Annotated in this window: 10 protein-coding genes; 3 read left to right on the plus strand and 7 right to left on the minus strand. The window is 47.5% G+C overall.

What is annotated here, in order from left to right; genetic code table 11:
* The 7 genes from T538_RS0110635 to T538_RS0110665 form a co-directional block, all read right to left on the minus strand.
* Positions 1-1,443 carry a glycoside hydrolase family 140 protein gene (locus T538_RS0110635; protein WP_051656034.1) on the minus strand — a complete coding sequence of 481 codons (1,443 nt, stop codon included), beginning with the start codon at positions 1,441-1,443 and terminating at the stop codon, positions 1-3.
* A 6-nt stretch (positions 1,444-1,449) separates the two neighbouring features.
* Complete coding sequence (locus T538_RS0110640; protein WP_031533762.1) at positions 1,450-3,939, minus strand: glycoside hydrolase family 95 protein; 2,490 nt, start codon at positions 3,937-3,939, stop codon at positions 1,450-1,452.
* Positions 3,940-4,068: 129 nt separating this feature from the next.
* On the minus strand, positions 4,069-5,919 hold the full coding sequence (locus T538_RS0110645) for a M6 family metalloprotease domain-containing protein (protein ID WP_031533763.1): 1,851 nt from the start codon (positions 5,917-5,919) through the stop codon (positions 4,069-4,071).
* Positions 5,920-5,994: 75 nt separating this feature from the next.
* Positions 5,995-7,032, minus strand: a complete 1,038-nt coding sequence (locus T538_RS0110650; RefSeq protein ID WP_031533764.1) for an acyltransferase family protein — start codon at positions 7,030-7,032, stop codon at positions 5,995-5,997.
* 78 nt (positions 7,033-7,110) lie between these two features.
* On the minus strand, positions 7,111-9,852 hold the full coding sequence (locus T538_RS0110655; RefSeq protein WP_051656035.1) for an alpha-L-rhamnosidase: 2,742 nt from the start codon (positions 9,850-9,852) through the stop codon (positions 7,111-7,113).
* A gap of 4 nt (positions 9,853-9,856) precedes the next feature.
* On the minus strand, positions 9,857-13,177 hold the full coding sequence (locus T538_RS0110660; protein WP_031533766.1) for an MGH1-like glycoside hydrolase domain-containing protein: 3,321 nt from the start codon (positions 13,175-13,177) through the stop codon (positions 9,857-9,859).
* Complete coding sequence (locus tag T538_RS0110665; protein WP_369794998.1) at positions 13,174-14,109, minus strand: glycoside hydrolase family 43 protein; 936 nt, start codon at positions 14,107-14,109, stop codon at positions 13,174-13,176. The genes T538_RS0110660 and T538_RS0110665 overlap by 4 nt, the downstream gene beginning before the upstream one ends.
* A 928-nt stretch (positions 14,110-15,037) precedes the next feature.
* On the opposite strand from T538_RS0110665, the gene T538_RS0110675 reads away from it, so the two are divergent.
* The 3 genes from T538_RS0110675 to T538_RS0110690 form a co-directional block, all read left to right on the plus strand.
* Complete coding sequence (locus tag T538_RS0110675; RefSeq protein ID WP_031541195.1) at positions 15,038-15,619, plus strand: hypothetical protein; 582 nt, start codon at positions 15,038-15,040, stop codon at positions 15,617-15,619.
* Between the two features lie 115 nt (positions 15,620-15,734).
* Positions 15,735-16,241: a hypothetical protein gene (locus T538_RS0110680; RefSeq protein ID WP_031533769.1), complete on the plus strand. Its 507-nt coding sequence runs from the start codon at positions 15,735-15,737 to the stop codon at positions 16,239-16,241.
* A gap of 99 nt (positions 16,242-16,340) precedes the next feature.
* On the plus strand, positions 16,341-16,743 hold a 403-nt coding region (locus tag T538_RS0110690), incomplete at its 3' end, for a hypothetical protein (protein WP_155993122.1).

Raw genomic sequence — 16,743 nt, forward strand, 5'->3', positions numbered from 1 at the left:
TCAAGGAATCTGTGCCCAGTCTTTCTTGATGTAGTCGGCAGCCGAGTCGATGGCTATTAGCACCTGGTCGTTGCCGCTGCAATAGCCGCTGTCGTGCTGGAATGGCACAACCTTGCTGTCGAACTCGCCGATGTATGTAAGATGTCCGTTCTTGGTGTTGTACCACCACACGTTCTTCTTGCTTCCGCTGATTTTTGAAAGGTCAATCTGCATTGGACGGCCTGTGTAGTTGTATACAAGCAGATAGTCGTTGCCTCGGGTTGCGATGGCGCGGTCGTAACGCTCGCCGTTTGTGCCGGCAATGACACTCTGGTCGGGCACGCGCTCAAAGAACGGGAAGGCAAGCATCAGCTTCTTCAGATGAATCATCTGCGAGAAGCCCGGGTCTTTCATCGCCTCGTACCAAGGCTTTACAGAGCCGTCAGCTCCGTAGCTGCCTATAACGCCCGGCTTTATCATCTGCATGATGTTGTTGTGGCCGTATGTGTGGCCGAATGAGCCGGCAAAGACGCTCCAGTAAGCATAGCGGCGCACGTCGTAGTCCATCCACAGTGTTTCTTTTGGGTTGTGCAGTCCCTGCGGAATGAACTCGTAGATTGGCTCGGCATCGAGCACTGGCTTCATCGGCTCGGTTGCCAGACTGCGCTCTACGAATCGCCAGTTGTCCTCCTCGGTGTTCTCCTCGATAGGATAGTCGCCGTCGCCATTGCGCTGTCCGTAACGGCGGTGTCCGCTCTGGAACATATTGAAGTCCAGCCACTTCTCGCTGTTGAAGAACATTGCGCTCGTTGTTCTGCCGCGTGGGTGGAATGTCATCAGATGCTTCTTGTCGATAGCCTTGATGCTGTTGGCAAGGGTCTTGAACACCTCTGGCTTCTTGTCGCCTCGGATGTCGCCGCCGATAACCCAGATGATGTTAGGGTAGTCCTTGTATCTCTCGGCAAGGAATTTGCCATAGGCCTTTGCCTCAGCCACGCCGAAGTTTCCGTTCTCGACCTGCGAGCCCCAGATGCACACCATGGCGATGTAGATGCCGTATTTCTCGGCAGTCTTGATGATGTAGTCCATGTGGTCCCAGTAGCCGTATATTCCAGCACGGTTTATGTTCTTGAAGTCGAATCCGAAAGGGAAAGACGACTGTCCGTACACGTTGAAGGTAGGGCAGGCGTTTGTTGTCTGAACCTGAACAACGTTGTATCCGGCCTTGGCGCAGTTTGCCAAGTAGTATTGAGCCTCGTCGCGGTCGAGACGCTCAGGAAGAAGCCATCCCGTCTCGCCCAGCCAGAAGAAAGGCTTGTCGCCGTTCTGAAGGTAGCGGTGGTTGTCGCTAACGCGCAGGTCGCCGTTCTTCCATGGAATTTCGTTTTTCGAAGGTGCTGCGCTTGCAGTCATTCCCATCATCAGCAGGGCAGCGCAGAGCATTTGTTTAAGTTTAGAATTCATTCTTTTTTAGTTTTTACCTATAATTACATATTTCTTTCCTTTTTTCGTGCCGAGGTCGTAAAGATAAGTGTCCTTTACGCCAGTCGGCTTCAACTCAACCTGCGAATTGTTCTTCATGCCCAATCCTTCGGGAATTTGGAACAAAGGGTTCGGATTGTTGCCGCGAGCCGCTTTCAGTCCGCTGCCCGACAGTTTGCTGAGCGAGCGCAGACGGCAATTTCCGCCAAGGGTTGATGTTATTTCGAGTCGGCTTATCTTGCCGTTCTTCCAGCTCATGTCGATTACGAAGCCGCCGCGCGCCTTCAAACCCTTAATCTCGCCATCCTTCCAAACCGAAGGCAGGGCTGGCAGAAGGTAGATGAAGCCGTCGTAACTCTGCATCAGCATCTCGGCAATTCCGGCGGTGCAGCCAAAGTTACCGTCAATCTGGAATGGTGGGTGAGCATCGAACATATTTGGATAAGTTCCGCCCTTCTTAGGCTCGTTGCGCACAAGCGTGAGCTGGTTCTCTATTAGCTTGTAGGCATGGTCGCCGTCGAGCAGTCGTGCCCAGAAGCACACGCGCCAGCCCATTGCCCAGCCTGTTGATATGTCGCCGCGGTGAATGAGTGTTGTGCGTGCTGCATCGAACAGCTCGGGAGTGCGGTAAGGCGATATCTGATAACTTGGAAACAGACCATACAGATGCGAGATGTGGCGGTGATTGTCCGAAGGGTCGTCCCAGTCGTACATCCACTCCTGAAGTTGTCCCCACTTGCCAATCTGCACCGGAGCCATCTTCTTCTTCAGCCCGGCAAGTTCCGAGGCAAAATCGGCATCACAGTTAAGAATCTTGGATGCGGCAATGATGGTGTTCCACAACTCGCATACAAGTTGATTGTCCATTGTGCAGCCCGATGCGATTGTGTACTTTTTGTTGCTGCCCATGTGAGTGTTCTCGGGCGAGTTGCTTGGTGCAACCACAAGATATTTTGTGTTAGGGTCTATGACCATCGTCTCGGCAAAGAACTGAGCCGCACCCTTCATTATCGGATAGTATTTAGCCAGAAAATCCTTGTCGCCTGTGTACAGATAGTGCTGCCACAGGTGTGAACTGAGCCATGCCGCGCCGCTCATCCACATTCCCGAAGGCGAATTGTCTATTGCTCCGGTAACGCGCCAGATGTCGGTGTTGTGATGCAGAACCCAACTGCCCGGCCTCTTGCAGCCATACATAATCTTAGCCGTTTCCTGCCCGGTTTCGTAAATCTCCTCAATTAGTTTGAATAACGGCTGGTTAAGGTGTGTAAGTTGAGTAACCTCAGACGGCCAGTAATTCATCTCGAGATTGATGTTGCAGGTGTACTTGCTGTCCCACGACGGGAACAGTTTGTCGCACCAGATGCCTTGCAGATTGGCTGGCTGACCGCCCGGCTGCGAGCAGCTTATGAGCAGATAGCGGCCAAACTTGTAGTATGTTGCCACCAGATGCGAGTCGTGCGTCTGTTTGAAGTTGGCAATGCGCTCGTCTGTCGGAACATTTTTGTATTTGTTCTCGCCCAGATTGAGGTCAGATGTGCTTATCTGCTTGTTGTAGAAGTCGAAATGGCTCTGCTTCATCTTCCCGAACATCTGGCTAGCCGATGTGTTGGCATACTTCTTTTCGGCCTCTTTCAGAAAGCCGAGGCATCTCTCGGCAGCGTTTCCGTCGATGCTCTTGTAGTTCTTGAAGTTTGTGCCTATCGAAACAACCAGAACAACATCGTTTGCGTTCTCGACTGACAGCACGCCGTCGCGAGCTGTCACCCGTCCGCCATCGGCATAGGCCTTGGCAATGCCCTGAAACTGAACCTTTCCCTTCAGACCTTCGTGCCAACTTGAAACGCCGCTCATGGCAATGCCCGATTCGGTACAGAACTTGTTTACATCCTGATGCGGACTTGTGAACATTGCCTGAAACGTGATGCTCTGCTTCTTGTCGGCAGAAATGTGCATGACAACGAGGTCGTCGGTAAACGATGTGAGCGTTTCGCGACGATAGTTTGTGCCATTGCACTTGTATGTAACGAGTGTGCGGGCCGAGTCGAGACTCAGTTCGCGATAATAATCGGTGTAGTTGCTTTGGTTGCTGAAACTGATGTGAAGGTCGCCGAACGACTGGTAGGGCATTCCCTGATTTGTTGCCGATTTAACGTGCTGCGTGGCAGCCTTCTGTGCCTCGGCAAAGTTGCCGGCAAAAACCATCTCGCGTATCTTCGGAATCCATTCCAAAGCGTCTTTGTTGGCATTGCCGTTTGGCCGTCCGGCCCAAATTGTCTCTTCATTCAGTTGCAGATGCTCAACGAGCGGATTGCCGAATACCATCGCTCCCAGTCGTCCGTTTCCAAGCGGCAGCGATTCTGTCCATCGCTCGGCAGGACGATTGTACCATAGCCGATAGTCTTGTGCTTGGGTGGCATTGCTTATCGTGAGCAAGGCTGCAATCGTAGCATGTTTAATGTAATTTTTAACTTTCATGGTTCTTAATTAGTAATTTTATGTCTGTATATAAAGACTTTACCTTTAGTTTTTATTTCGTTTTGGAAAAAATAAAAGACAATACGCCCGTAATGTTTTTCACAAGCGTATTGTCTTTATTCTTATTTGTTATCTTTTTATTACCTTCTTACCTCCGACGATGTAGATGCCCTCTGGCAGATTGTCGGTTGCTGTGCCGGCTTCTACATCCTTGCGCAGTCTGATGCCGCTAACGTCGTAGACATCTACGAGAGCCGCTGCGTTTGCTGCGTCTACACCAGTAGGATTGTTTCCGATGGTGAATGAAACTGTGAAAGCATTAGTGTCTCTGGTGATGTTTCTGATAGGGAATTTGTAGTAGAACAGGCTTTCGTCTGTCGGTACAAATTCCGTAACCTTTGTATTAAGACCGTATTGACCGTAGTTGGCAATAAGCGCATCATCAATAGGGAACAGGTCTCCAAATAGACTGACAATATATTTCTCATTATCTTCCTGATATTCCTGTTTATCCTGATAATCCGATTCATTTACGGGGATAGTAAGTACTCCATCGGCAGGAATAAGCGTACAAAGTTGGTCTTCATAACTGTTAACGATGTTATTTACCCACTTGTCGTATATGTAATTTACTTTCATTATCTGCAAACCGCTTCTTATAAGAGTCCAATTGTCTTTTTGTCGATTTTCTATAATTAGATATTCATTACTGTTGTTCGGATTTGTGATTTTGTATGCTTTTCCGCCGTTGGCAATAGAACGAAGGTTTTTGAATTCTTGATAGCCTTCTTTCAGTTCTTCCAATTCTGTCCAGCCCATGAATGCTTTTTCGTAGGCAGTGTATCCTACAGGCTTTGTTCCAACAATCTCCGAAGAGTTCGTGAGGTTGCAGCCACAATCCATAAGACTCCAAATGTCGAGGCCGAAGTATTCGGTGTTTTTTGTCCAGTACATATCAGGCAGTCCCAAGGCATGAGAAAACTCGTGGCATAGTGTACCCATTCCTTCTATGTATGTAACATTTGAATCTGTGTATCTTTCGCTTGAAAATACGGTTGTGCCTATATTGTATATTCCGCAAGTTGAAAAGTTGCTTCTTCCAGGTATACATTTATTCCAAATGTTATTGGATTGTCCTCCGGGAATTCCTTGACTTTGGCCTGCAAAGACGACAATTAGACAGTCAATCTGTCCGTCTTTGTCTGAATCGTATTTTGCAAGGTCGATATTTTCATTCTTGAGATAATTTGCAATCTCGTCTCTCAGTCGTCTGATATTCACATCTTTCGAACTTCCAGAATCCTGGCCGTAGTATGTAGAAGGCTGTTTAGCTCTGTAAATCTTGTTGTAGACATCAAACGATGGTTTGAACAGACCAGAACTCTGGTCAATAAAGTATTGTCTTATGCTTGCGCTGTTTTTCGTTATATCGAAGATTTGTTTTGCATCCTCACCGTTGAACTCAAGGTCGTAGTATGCGACAGGATTGGTGTTGCTTATCTCTTCGGTTTTGAACTGAACATCTGAGAAATCGACAAGCATGACAAGGAAATTCTGTTCGCCATTGCATGTTACGGTCGACAATTCTCGTGTTCCTACGTCGCGGGTTGTCTTGCCGTTGTTTGGAAGGCAGTATGTCTCAGGCTCGTATTCGAAACGCGATGCCACGTTCTGATATTCGCTGCCTTTCAGAAGCTCGTTTTCGGCCTCGGTGCGCTCTTCCTTGTTGTGCGCCAAAATGCCGCTGTTCTTGAAGTTTCCTTCGGCATCGAGATATGCGTAGAAGAAATCGCCATCGACCGAATAGAGGGCAAAGTCGTCGTTTGTAACGTAGAATCCGGATATCGAGTTTCCGGTTGGTTGGATGTTAATTGTCTTTCCATCACTCTGAACGTGTGTTCTAAATCCTTTCAGCGGACGCGAAGCAAAAGTTGCGCCTGAAATGCACAATGCAATAATCGATAATAAAATCTTACGCATATTCTTAAAGAATTACAAATCAAAATAATATTCCGCAGCAAAGATAACATTTTTTTCTCGCACAGCAGCAAAAAATCACAACACTTTCTTTACCCCCGGAATCAATCTCAGAAGCCATGTAAGCACAAACGATGCTATGGTGGTTATGATGCTGATAAACATAAACTTACCAAAAGCACCAATCCATAATCTGTCGAAGATGTTTTGAAAAATGAGCATCAGCGGAAGATGAACGATGTATGCGCCAAAGGCTTGTGCAGCGCACCATGATGCAAATTTGCCCGTATTTGGAAGATATTGGCGGAAAAGCCATATCAATCCGTAGCACAGAAAAACGCACAAAAACGATTCGAAAATTCCGAACCATTGGTAGATGAACGCTCCGATAGCATTGTCGGCACGCAGATAATTTAGCATGCACAGCGCAACGCCAATTGCCAAAGCCGTTAATCCCGTGCGACTGCTCATTTTTGTAAAACCGTCTGAATGTCCGGCAATTATGCCCAGTGCAAACATCATTATGTATTGCAGATAGTGCGCAGGTTCTATTTTTATGATGCCAAGAAGCCAAATCCAATTGTCTTGCGGACTTACCTGACGGATAAAATACGAGCCAATGGCCATCGCCGTTGCCGTGATGGCCATGAACAAGAGCGTAGGGATTCTGTCGGCAGATAATTCTTTGAATTTCAGTCTGATGATTGCATAAATCAGGCAGAACAAGAAAAGGCTTTCGAGAAACCAAGTATGCCCAACCTCCAATTGATGCGAGCCGAGCGAAAAGAGCAGCGTGATTACCGCTGTTGGAATGAGTAGCCGCATTGCTTTTTTGCCGATAAACGTGCCGAAACCTTGTCGGGCATAACTTCGCGGCACAAAATATCCCGAAATCATAAAGAACAATCCCATAAAGAAGGCTGCGTTGGTGCTGAAGAAATGCCATATCCACGGCATAAATTCAGCGGGATTCGAGGGTGTGTAAGCCCATCCGCCTCCATCGCCGTAGGCAATGCCGCCGTGGTGAAAAATAACAAGCACGGTAAGTGCAACTTTCAGATTGTCAAGATAATAATAACGCGATTCAATGCCGGGTTGTTGAGTTGTGTAATTCATGTCATTCTTAAATATTCGGTCAAAATTACCGATTATTTTTCAATTACACTACTCCTCACTCTTATTTTTTGCATCTTCTTACTTCTTACAGCTGAAACTGAATTTTCCGCAGCCAACGCTGTGCCGGCTTCCGTCGGGCATCTGGATTGTTGCCGACGAGCCGCACGGAATCTCACATTCTAGGCTGAAAAGTCCGTCGTCCGACAGAGTCCAGCACGAGCGGATTTTTCCGTAGAGGTTGGCCGTAGTTACATCGGCATTCTTCAGACTGCCGGCGGCAACCGGTGCGATGACGATAGAGCCGTCGGGCTGCGTGATTATTCCGCCGATGGTGCGGAAGAACCATTCGTCAATCTGTCCCATCATAAAGTGGTTCCACGATGAGCCTTGGCGAGGGTCCCACTGCTCGGTAAGCGTTGTTGCACCGAATTTCAGTTGGAATCCGTAGCCCGGAGCCTCGTCGTGAGCCATCATCTTGTACATCAGGTCGTTGTAGCCGTTGCGCGCCAATGTCTGGAACAGATAGCGGTTGCCCACATCGCCCGTGGTGAGGCGGTTGCCGTGCTTCTTTATGTCGCCGAGGAGAGCCTCCATCGCCTTGTCGCGGTTTTCTCCGCAAATGCCAAGGAACAGCGGAAGGGCGTTGCTGCACTGGCTTCCCGTTCCGTAAGTGCCCTTTTCGGTATCGAAAAACTTGTTGTTGAACGACTTGACTGCATCTGCGAGAAGATGTCTGAATCGGCTTTCATCTGAAGCATTGCCAACGATGCGCGCCGCCTCAATCATATACTGAATGTCCATGATATACTGAGCCGTGGCAACGAGCGGAACGGGCGTGTTGCGCGAGAATCCTGCCTTGAAGTCGCCGTAGTCGTACCAGTCGCCCAAGCCGAACGAGAGGATTCCGCTGTCGGCTCTCGACGAAAGATAGTCGATGTATCTTACCATGTTGGCGTAGTATTTGCGTATCAGCGAGTCGTCGCCGTATGCGTCGCGATACTGGAACGGGATGATTATCAGCACGCTGCCCCATTCGGGCGAGTTTGCAAAATCGTCCATTCCCTTGCCTGTGAACACGACGTAGAGCGGTGCTACCGTCGGCACCATTCCGTCGGGCTGCTGTGCATCGGCGATGTCGCGCATCTCCTTTGCCATGTAAGCTGTGAGGTCGTAGTTGTAGTAGAGTCCCGGACCGTTAAGGTGGTTTTGCTCAAGCCAGCCCAGTTTTTCGCGGTGCGGACAGTCGGTAAACACGCTCTGCATGTTGCTTCGCACGGCGCGCTCGATGAGGCGGTGAACTTTGTTGAAGAGCGTGTCGGAGCAGGCGAATGAAGAAATCTCGTCGGCCGAGTTGTAGATGAAGCACGATTTCACATCGTCTATTACCGGCAGATGCCTGTCGTTCTTCTCGCCCTTCAGAACCGCGCCTTCAATCTGAATGTATCTGAATCCGTAGTAAGAGAAATGCGGATGCCATGTTTCGCGTCCGTCGCCCTTCAGAGTGTACTCGTAGAAGTGCTGACGGCCTGTCTGCCGCTGGTTTATCGCGCCCTCGGGAGTGAGGGCTTCTGAAACCCACATCGAAATCTTCTGTCCGCGCTTGCCCCTGACCGTGATTTGCGGAAATCCTGCCAGATTCTGTCCCATGTCGAGCACAACCGCGCTTGAGTCGGGCATTCTCTTCTGAATCTTGCTGATGGCTGTAAAGTCGCTTGGATTCAGTTTCTTAGACGAAACAGAGGAGAAGTGCTCCATAATCCTTACCGGCTTTGCCTGTTGCGGAACGAGTTCGCCCTTCGGCCCTTCGTTCAGTTCGGCATACCGCCATGCCGATGCATCGAAGCCCGGGCTGTCCCATCCCTTTTGTTCAAGTCGGGCATCGTAACTCTCGCCTCCGTAAATGCTGTTGAATGTTACGGCACTCGGCGCGAATTTCCATGTGGCATCGGTCTTTACGGTCTGATGCGTTCCGTCGGAATAGGCAATGTCGAGTTGCAGCCACAGCGTTGGAACGCCGAAAGCCACCTGAAGTTTGGTGTATCTGCCTCTGCCCTGAACGTTGTAGAAACCATTGCCAAGCATCACGCCGATGGCATTTGCGCCGCCTCTGAGTTGCGAAGTCACGTCGAAAGTGTTGTAATAAACCGTCTTGTCGTAGTCGCTCCACAGAGGCGCAAACTCGTCGTTACTTACAGGCTTTCCGTTAATGTTCATAACGTATTGTCCCAGTCCGCTAACGTGCACAATGGCTTTGGCAATCTTCTTGTTCACGCTGAATTCCTTGCGCAGGCAGATGCTGCGTACCGACATCGTGTCGCTCTTGTCCCATTCTGCCTTGGCTTTCTTCAGAACCGCGCCTTGATATATTCTGCCTTCGGGAAGGCGGGCATCGCCATTGCGCATTGCAGCAATCCATGTGGCTTGTTTTGTGAATGAGGGGGCGAAACAGAACATCTGGAACTTGCTCCACGCCGATGGCTGATTGTCGGCATCGTACACTCGCACGCGCCATTCGTAGGTGTTTCCGGCGCATATCTTGTCGGTGTTCAGTTTGATGAACTGACTGTCTGTCGAGCCGATTTTTCCGGTTTTGTAGACCGTTTTTTTGTTGATGGCGTTGCGAACCTCAATCTCGTAGGCCGACTGCTTCTCGCCGTTGCGGTTGGCTTTCATCTGCCAGCCCAGACGAGGCATCTCGGTTACGGTTATGAAGTGTTTCTGAAGTTCGCACGTTGTGCTTAAAACGCAAAGGTGTGAGGCCGCAAAAGCAGCGCCCCACACCCGAATTAAGATAATAGTTAGTAAGAGTATTCTTTTCATTTTATTATTTTATTACGCAGGTGAGCGGATTGAGCGATGTTGATGAGGCTGATTTCTTGCCGTCAATCATCACGCTGAGCCCCTTTCCCTGATGGTATCTTGAGCCGTCCTTGTCCCAGATAACCGTTACGATGTGGCCGTGATACAGAACGTTGTCGAGGCAGAAGTAATCGAGTGCGTCGGCCGTGATAAGCGGATTGACCACGAACGAAGTGCCCTCGGCAGGGCGCAAGCCCACTATGCCGGTTATGACAAGGTCGTTGAATGTGCTGTGGTTGTAGTAGAAACTGCGCAGTTGGTCGTCCTTCAGCCATCGTCCCGTCTTTTCGTCGAGATACTCGCCAATGTAGGGTCTGCCGCGGCGATACTGACTCTCAACATAAAGTTTCATCTGCTTGAAGAAAGTCTGCTTGCCAATGCCCTCGGGCATCTTAGCCGACGAGTTCAGGGCGTTTGCCAAGGCTGTGAGCGTCTGTGCCGATGCGAAAGGCCATATTGCGCCGTCCCACTCGCATTTGCCCTCGCCGTGAGTGCGGAACTTAGGGTGGCGGCGCTCGGCGGTTGTAAGACCGAACGGAGCGGAGAATCCCTCCTCGTCGTCAATCTGCTTCCATGCCACGTTGCAACTGTCTGGAATAGTCATGTTTACATACCAAGGCAGATATCCTATAGCCTCGCGAACGCCTGCAAGTGAGTCGATGCGTGAAGTCTCGTAGAAGTGCAGTTTTGTGCTCCAGAGTTTTGTATTTATCAGATTCTGAATAGTGTCAGCCTTTTGGCAGAAGAGTTTCGCGCTGGCATCATCGCCTGCAAGGTTAGCCATCTGCTCCAGAGCCCACGCGTTGCCGTACATATAACTGTTGATGGTTGGACGGGCATATTTCTTTCGGCGTCCGCCGCTGATGCTCTCTTCCATTCCGTCCTGAACATCGCCCTGCCAGTACAAGCCGTTGCTGCGGCGGTGAGTGCTCTCCCAGCGGTAATATTCGTCAGTCAAATCCTTGCGCTTGGCAAGGAGCGAATCTTTCTTGCCATCGACAAGATAACGCTGGTAGATGGCATACGGATTCCACGAACTGAACTTCATCATCTTAGCCATCGGCTTGCTCTCGTTTCCGTGATACCAAGTGCGTATGATTCCGTCGAGGTACTTAGGGTTGCGAAGCCAGCGGCTCTCCATTATGTGGTGACCGACAGCGCACGCAATAAGATTCCATTTGTCTGAATAACTGCGCTTTACAAGGAATTCGGTCATTCCGTATCCGCCATCTGTAAGGCAGATGTGCTTGCGCAGAGTCCACCAACGGTAGTAGTACATCTCCTGAAGGCTCTTGTCTGAACATTCGAACAGCGGAACATTCTCGTTCATCCATGCCCAAGCCTCGCTGTTAGGAATAGCCTGCTGGTTGCTGTCGGCCTCTGCCTCCATCGTGTTGAAGTAATCGACGTAGTGTTTGTAGTCCGAAGCACGGAGAATTGCTGCGTTGCCGAGAGTCTGAGCCGCTTCGGTGTCGGCAGTCTTCACTTCGGAGATTATAAACGAAGCCAGAGGGTCGTTCTCTCCAGCGCGCGGAAGGTCTGTGTCTCTGTCGGCAGGCGTGTCGATGGTTGGCTCGGTGAATCGTGCTCCGGTGCGGAACACAATTCGGCTGACGCTGCGGATTGGCGCGAACAACATACGCAGTCCCACCTTCTTGCCATCGCGATAGATTGTGATATTGCGGTCGTTTGTTGTAAGATGAACGCTCAGATTCAGTTCCTTGCCAGCCTCGTATTTTCCGATGTTGGCATATCGAGCGCCGCCTTTCACCAGAATCTTTCCGTCGGAAGTCAGTTCTATGCGGCTGCCGGCAGTGCCTCTCTCGTCCTGAAACTCGATGATGAACGGCGCAGTTGTCTGTTCAGCCTTCATCTTTATGCTGAAATCAAGTTCCTTGGTGCTTGGAATAACGCGCTCAACCTTTGCCATGTCGAACGGATCTTGGTCTTGCATCAGCAATGAGCCGTTTTTCAGCGATACAGAAGCCCATACTGGCGAGTAGATGTTCCAGTCGGTCATGTCGGCAACGGTCTTGTAAGAAGCGAAGTTGTCGTTGCAGTGTGCCGTTGCCTTCAGACGAACGGGCACGGGCACGCGGCTTACCCAAATATCTTCTTTGTTAACGCTGTATGTAACCCACAGATTCTTGTCGTAAGGCACTCCGTTTCCCTCCTGAATGCCGCGTGTGTACTGAGGACCGAAGCTTTTGTAGTTTCCGCCGTAGCGCATAGGCGTAATCTCGCCGTGAACGAGGTTAAGCGTGGTGTATTCGAGTCCGTCGCTGCTGAGCGAGATGGCAAGTGGCCATCTGTATTCCGATGGGTTGTAGACAGTTGCGTATGTTCCGTCGCTCAGTCTCTGACCCCAAATCTTAGCATTGCTGTTTACGAATCCCTTGGCGCGCTCAACCGGTTCGAGCCATGTCTTTCCGCCGTCGCTGCTGATGCTTGTAAGCGCATGTTTCCATAGGCAGGCTATGCGTCCGTCGGGCAATGTGTACCAGTTAAAAGCCTTGTACGGCTTTCTGAGCGGAATCATAGGCTCGTCTCTGTCGGCCTCCTCAACCCACTGCATTCGTGCCAGCGGACTTGCCAGAAGTTCGTTGCAAGCCTGAACGAATTTCTTGTCCTTAGCCTTTTTATAGTTAGGGAAATCGGTATTCTTCTCGTTGAAGTTATGGTTGTAGTAGATGAAGTAGATAGGACCGAACGTGCCGTCCTTCTTTATCTCTCTTACCACACGGCCTATGCCGTTGCCGTCGTTAGGGTCGTCTTTTTTGTCGAGAGCCACTCCGTAGTTGCCTATTGTAAGAAGTTTACCGTTCTTGGCAACAAAGAAGCCCACTCTCTGGTGCATAATGGCAATAAGGTTGTGCGCCTTGCCCTTGTAGGTCTCTTTGGTGTAGCCTTCGGGCACTTTGTATTCGGGAAATACTATTGTTGGATTAGTCCAGTTGTAGCCGTCGGCAGATGTCATCAGCAGCGTATGTGATGGCGGAATGTGTTCTCCCACAGGGTCGGCAAGATACTGAAGGTAGAATTTGCCGTTCCAGTAGGCAAGCATAGGCTGATGGTTGTATGTCCATCCGTTTCCGTTGGCGGCCGATGGCTTTTCGCGGTTGGCGCGCATAACCTGAATGTTGTGGACGCCGACTACAGGCGTCAGTCGTCCGTCGTGAGCCGAAGGGTCGGCCCACTCGCTTCCTGTGTAGTGAATTTTTTCCTGTGCGTTGATGCTTGTCGAGGCAATCATCAGTGCAGTTATTAAGTATCCTAATTTACTCATCTCTTCTTTTTTGAATCCTCTATCAATTTCTTTACAATCTTCTTTGGTGCCATGAACACCGTGCCGTGCTTGTGCAGTGCCGGAACGTGGATTTCGCTTGTGGCATCGGCAAATGTCTTGAAATCCTTGGTCTTCAGTGCGCCGAAGCGGTTATAGTTGTAATCGTCGTAATATATGTAGTAGTAGCCGTTTATTGCTTTCGATACCGTAGGACCTTCGGTAAGCTTGTGAGTAAGCGAGTCGCTAAGTTCACCGTAAGGACCGTAGGGCGATGAGGCGAAGGCGACCCTCAGGTTGCGTGCCGGACGGGTGTTGTCTTTCAGAACCATCACATACTTCTTCTTTGCCAGTTTCACGATGGTTGCGTCAATCGAACTGAATCCCGGGTCGTAGATAATCTCGGGTTTGCTGAAAGTGCTGAAATCCTTCGTAGTAGTGTAGTAAAGGCGATGATTATTCTTCTCGTCCTCCACTCCTCTGGGATAGCGTCCCGGAATGCACGATGCCCACACAATTACGAACTGCTCTTTCTCGTCGTCGTAGAAAAGTTCGGGTGCCCACACGTTTACGACGTCCTTTTCGCTCTCCATCACCGGAATGGCACGTTGCTCGCTCCAGTTTATAAGGTCTTTGCTCGATGCGTATCCGATGGTGTTGTCGTGTCGCCAGCTCGTTGTCCACACAAAGTGGAACGTTCCGTCGGGGCCTTGAATGATGGAAGGGTCGCGCATAACCTTCTGCTTTCCCACCTGCGGCTTTAGCCATGTTCCGTTGATGCTCGTCCAGTTTATGCCGTCGTTGCTCGTAATGTAGCGCAATCCGTCGGTAGCCGGTTCATTGAATCCGGAGTACATATAGACCTTCTCGCATCCGCACGAGGAGAGCAGAGCCAATAATGATAATTTAATGATTTGTTTAGTATACGTTTGTATGAAAGTCATGGTTACATTTTTACCTATAAAGCATTTGCGCACAAAAATAATACAATTTTTTAAAGAATCTGTAATGTTGACATATTTTTTACGCATAACTGGCAATATCTGTGTCATTTGGATTAGTAATAATATGCAAAGTTATGAATCAATATGCGGAAAAATGCCAAAAAAGTTACTTTCAAGGTAGGGGGAAGGTTCGAGCTAGCAAGACGATAGTAAGACGGTAGCAAGACGGAAGGTTCGAGATGCGTATATTGATGCAATTATGAAACTTGAAAATTTAAAGTTGAAAATCTGGGACTAATAAGGGATAATTTGTAACTGATTTATTCTTTTGGTAAATACAAAATGGTTGGTAGAAAGAAGGTAGATAGAAGGAAGATTCAAGACACATCCAAGCAAGCCGAAAGTAAGGGGGTAGCAAGGGGGTAGCAAGGGGATAGCAAGAAGGTAGCAAGGGGGAAGCAAGGGGGAAGGTTCAACGAAGAATTACAATTCATAATTCACTTGACTTAGAGTTGACAATGGACAATTCAAAATTTATAATTGTAGAAAAAGTGGACTTTTTTGTCTTTTGGTAAATACAAAATAGCGGCAAGGTAGAGGGAAGGTAGAAGGAAGATAGATTCAAGGTACGTCGAAGGTACGTCGAAGCAAGCTGGAAGGTTCGAGAACGATTCGGGGAAAGTCTCAACTGAGTCTGAACAAGGTTGGCGATGACAACATTGTCCCCTCAATGTGCGAAAATCAGGCTTTTGTTTTCAAAATATTGTCAGAAATAGACTTCATTCATAAAATAGTTTGTATATTTACAGCCGTAAAGCACCAATTTAAATTGTGAAAAAAACATACATCACAGCGGCTCAATATACCGCATGAAGCGTTACGGAGTTAAAATGTTGAATTTTATTCCAGATGCTAAAATATGAGAAAAACAATTCTTTTTATCTTGCTGATGTTTGTTGCAGCAAATTCCAACGCGCAAGAGTTAACACACTACCTTGTTTTTACTTTTGAAAAGACTTGGAAGAAAAATCGTTTTTTCTGCGATGGCGGGGATTATCTCTGGATAGTTCCGTTAGATTCTTGTTTTACACGAGTTTCTTATAAGGAAAAAATGATGCCTTTGTTTGTAATAGAGGATGATCTTGACCTTGATTTGATTAAATCTGATAATGGTATGATTGGTATTGGGTATTGGGCAGTAGATGAGTGTGACTACATAAACGAACCAGGTATGAAAATATTGAAGCAGAACCGAAAGTTAGTCCAACAGATAAAAACATACTATACTCATCCAAAGGACGAAAGAACGATTTCTGTTTATATTACTCCAATATTCGCAAATTGTAAGATTCGTGGTTTCGGCATTCATGAATTTCCTGTTTGCACATTCGAAACACCTCCTTTGATTTGGAACGACTTTTGGTCGTTGCCTCAAAAAGATTTAAAGAGAATTATGTACTGCGATTTTGCTGATTTTGATTACATATTTTTTTACAAGTAAGTCTTTTTGCTCGTGATGATTCCATAATCACGATTCATCTGCAATGTAAAGCAGTTCGCCCGGATTCTCGAATCTAAGAGTCTAAAGTCATAAGATACAAATAAACATAAGAAAAATGGAATTAGTAAAAATTAAAATAAAGCGTTTTAAGGAGCTTGTAACAGGCATCCTTTTAGGAAACGGAACACGCTGGTCATTTGTTAGACTTAATGTTGTTGACTATGTATTAGATGGGTTTCAATTTACAAACAAAAGATACATTTCCGACACTTATGAAATAAAAGAAGATACGTTGCAGTATAAAATTCTATCAATAAAGAATAAAGCAAAAGAAATCTTACCCAAGCTATTTTCAGATATCTTGGACGATGACAACCTGCTATGCTCTTTTCTGAAAGAAAAAAATCTATTGATAGCAGTATGTTTGCATCGTGAAGATGTGCTGTATGTGGGTAAAGTAAAAGAAGTAAATTTCAATTTTTTCACATTAGATTCTTACGATACAGAACTAAGAAAAAGTGGCATCATTAAAATAGAGTATAGCAAGGTAAGATATATTCAGATGCAGACAGATTATCTTGATTCTCTTTGTTTAATTTTAGACAAGGAAAATACAAAGTGAACTTTTTTCTTGTAGGTTCACTATCACCAAACCATCTCTCTGTTCTGTGAAATATATCTATGAAACAGGTAAAGGATGGGAAAAACAAGAGTGAAGATTATGAAGAATTTAGTATTTACAATAATTACAATTATTGTCTTTGCCTCATGCACATGGTCAAACATGATTGAGTTTGATGTCAGAAGGCAATGTATAGTTGCTGACGATGCTATAGGAAATCTATGGATTTCGGAACAAGGCGAAAATGATATCGATTACATTGATTTTGAATTAAAGCCAAACCACAAACCTGTAAAAGAGTTTTATCTCGAAAAAATAGACACGAATTATTCCGCACGAGGTGCTAATGCGGAATTATATCCATCTGCTTGTTTTCATCTGCGTAGTAAGAGGGTGTGTCAAAATAGGCACATCCTTTTTTTATATCAAAGCCCCGACTTTCTCAAGCCAGGGCTTCGTTATGTCGTAAAGTTTTCGTATCTTTACAACATGCAATATAAAA

Origin of the sequence: Bacteroides sp. Ga6A2 (genome assembly GCF_000702225.1) — a bacterium.
Taxonomy (GTDB): domain Bacteria; phylum Bacteroidota; class Bacteroidia; order Bacteroidales; family Bacteroidaceae; genus Ga6A1.

Bases quoted from the DNA above. Each gene is read 5' to 3' on its own strand.
- T538_RS0110635 (WP_051656034.1), bottom strand. From the start codon at position 1,443: ATGAATTCTAAACTTAAACAAATGCTCTGCGCTGCCCTGCTGATGATG.
- T538_RS0110640 (WP_031533762.1), bottom strand. From the start codon at position 3,939: ATGAAAGTTAAAAATTACATTAAACATGCTACGATTGCAGCCTTGCTC.
- T538_RS0110645 (WP_031533763.1), bottom strand. From the start codon at position 5,919: ATGCGTAAGATTTTATTATCGATTATTGCATTGTGCATTTCAGGCGCA.
- T538_RS0110650 (WP_031533764.1), bottom strand. From the start codon at position 7,032: ATGAATTACACAACTCAACAACCCGGCATTGAATCGCGTTATTATTAT.
- T538_RS0110655 (WP_051656035.1), bottom strand. From the start codon at position 9,852: ATGAAAAGAATACTCTTACTAACTATTATCTTAATTCGGGTGTGGGGC.
- T538_RS0110660 (WP_031533766.1), bottom strand. From the start codon at position 13,177: ATGAGTAAATTAGGATACTTAATAACTGCACTGATGATTGCCTCGACA.
- T538_RS0110675 (WP_031541195.1), top strand. From the start codon at position 15,038: ATGAGAAAAACAATTCTTTTTATCTTGCTGATGTTTGTTGCAGCAAAT.
- T538_RS0110680 (WP_031533769.1), top strand. From the start codon at position 15,735: ATGGAATTAGTAAAAATTAAAATAAAGCGTTTTAAGGAGCTTGTAACA.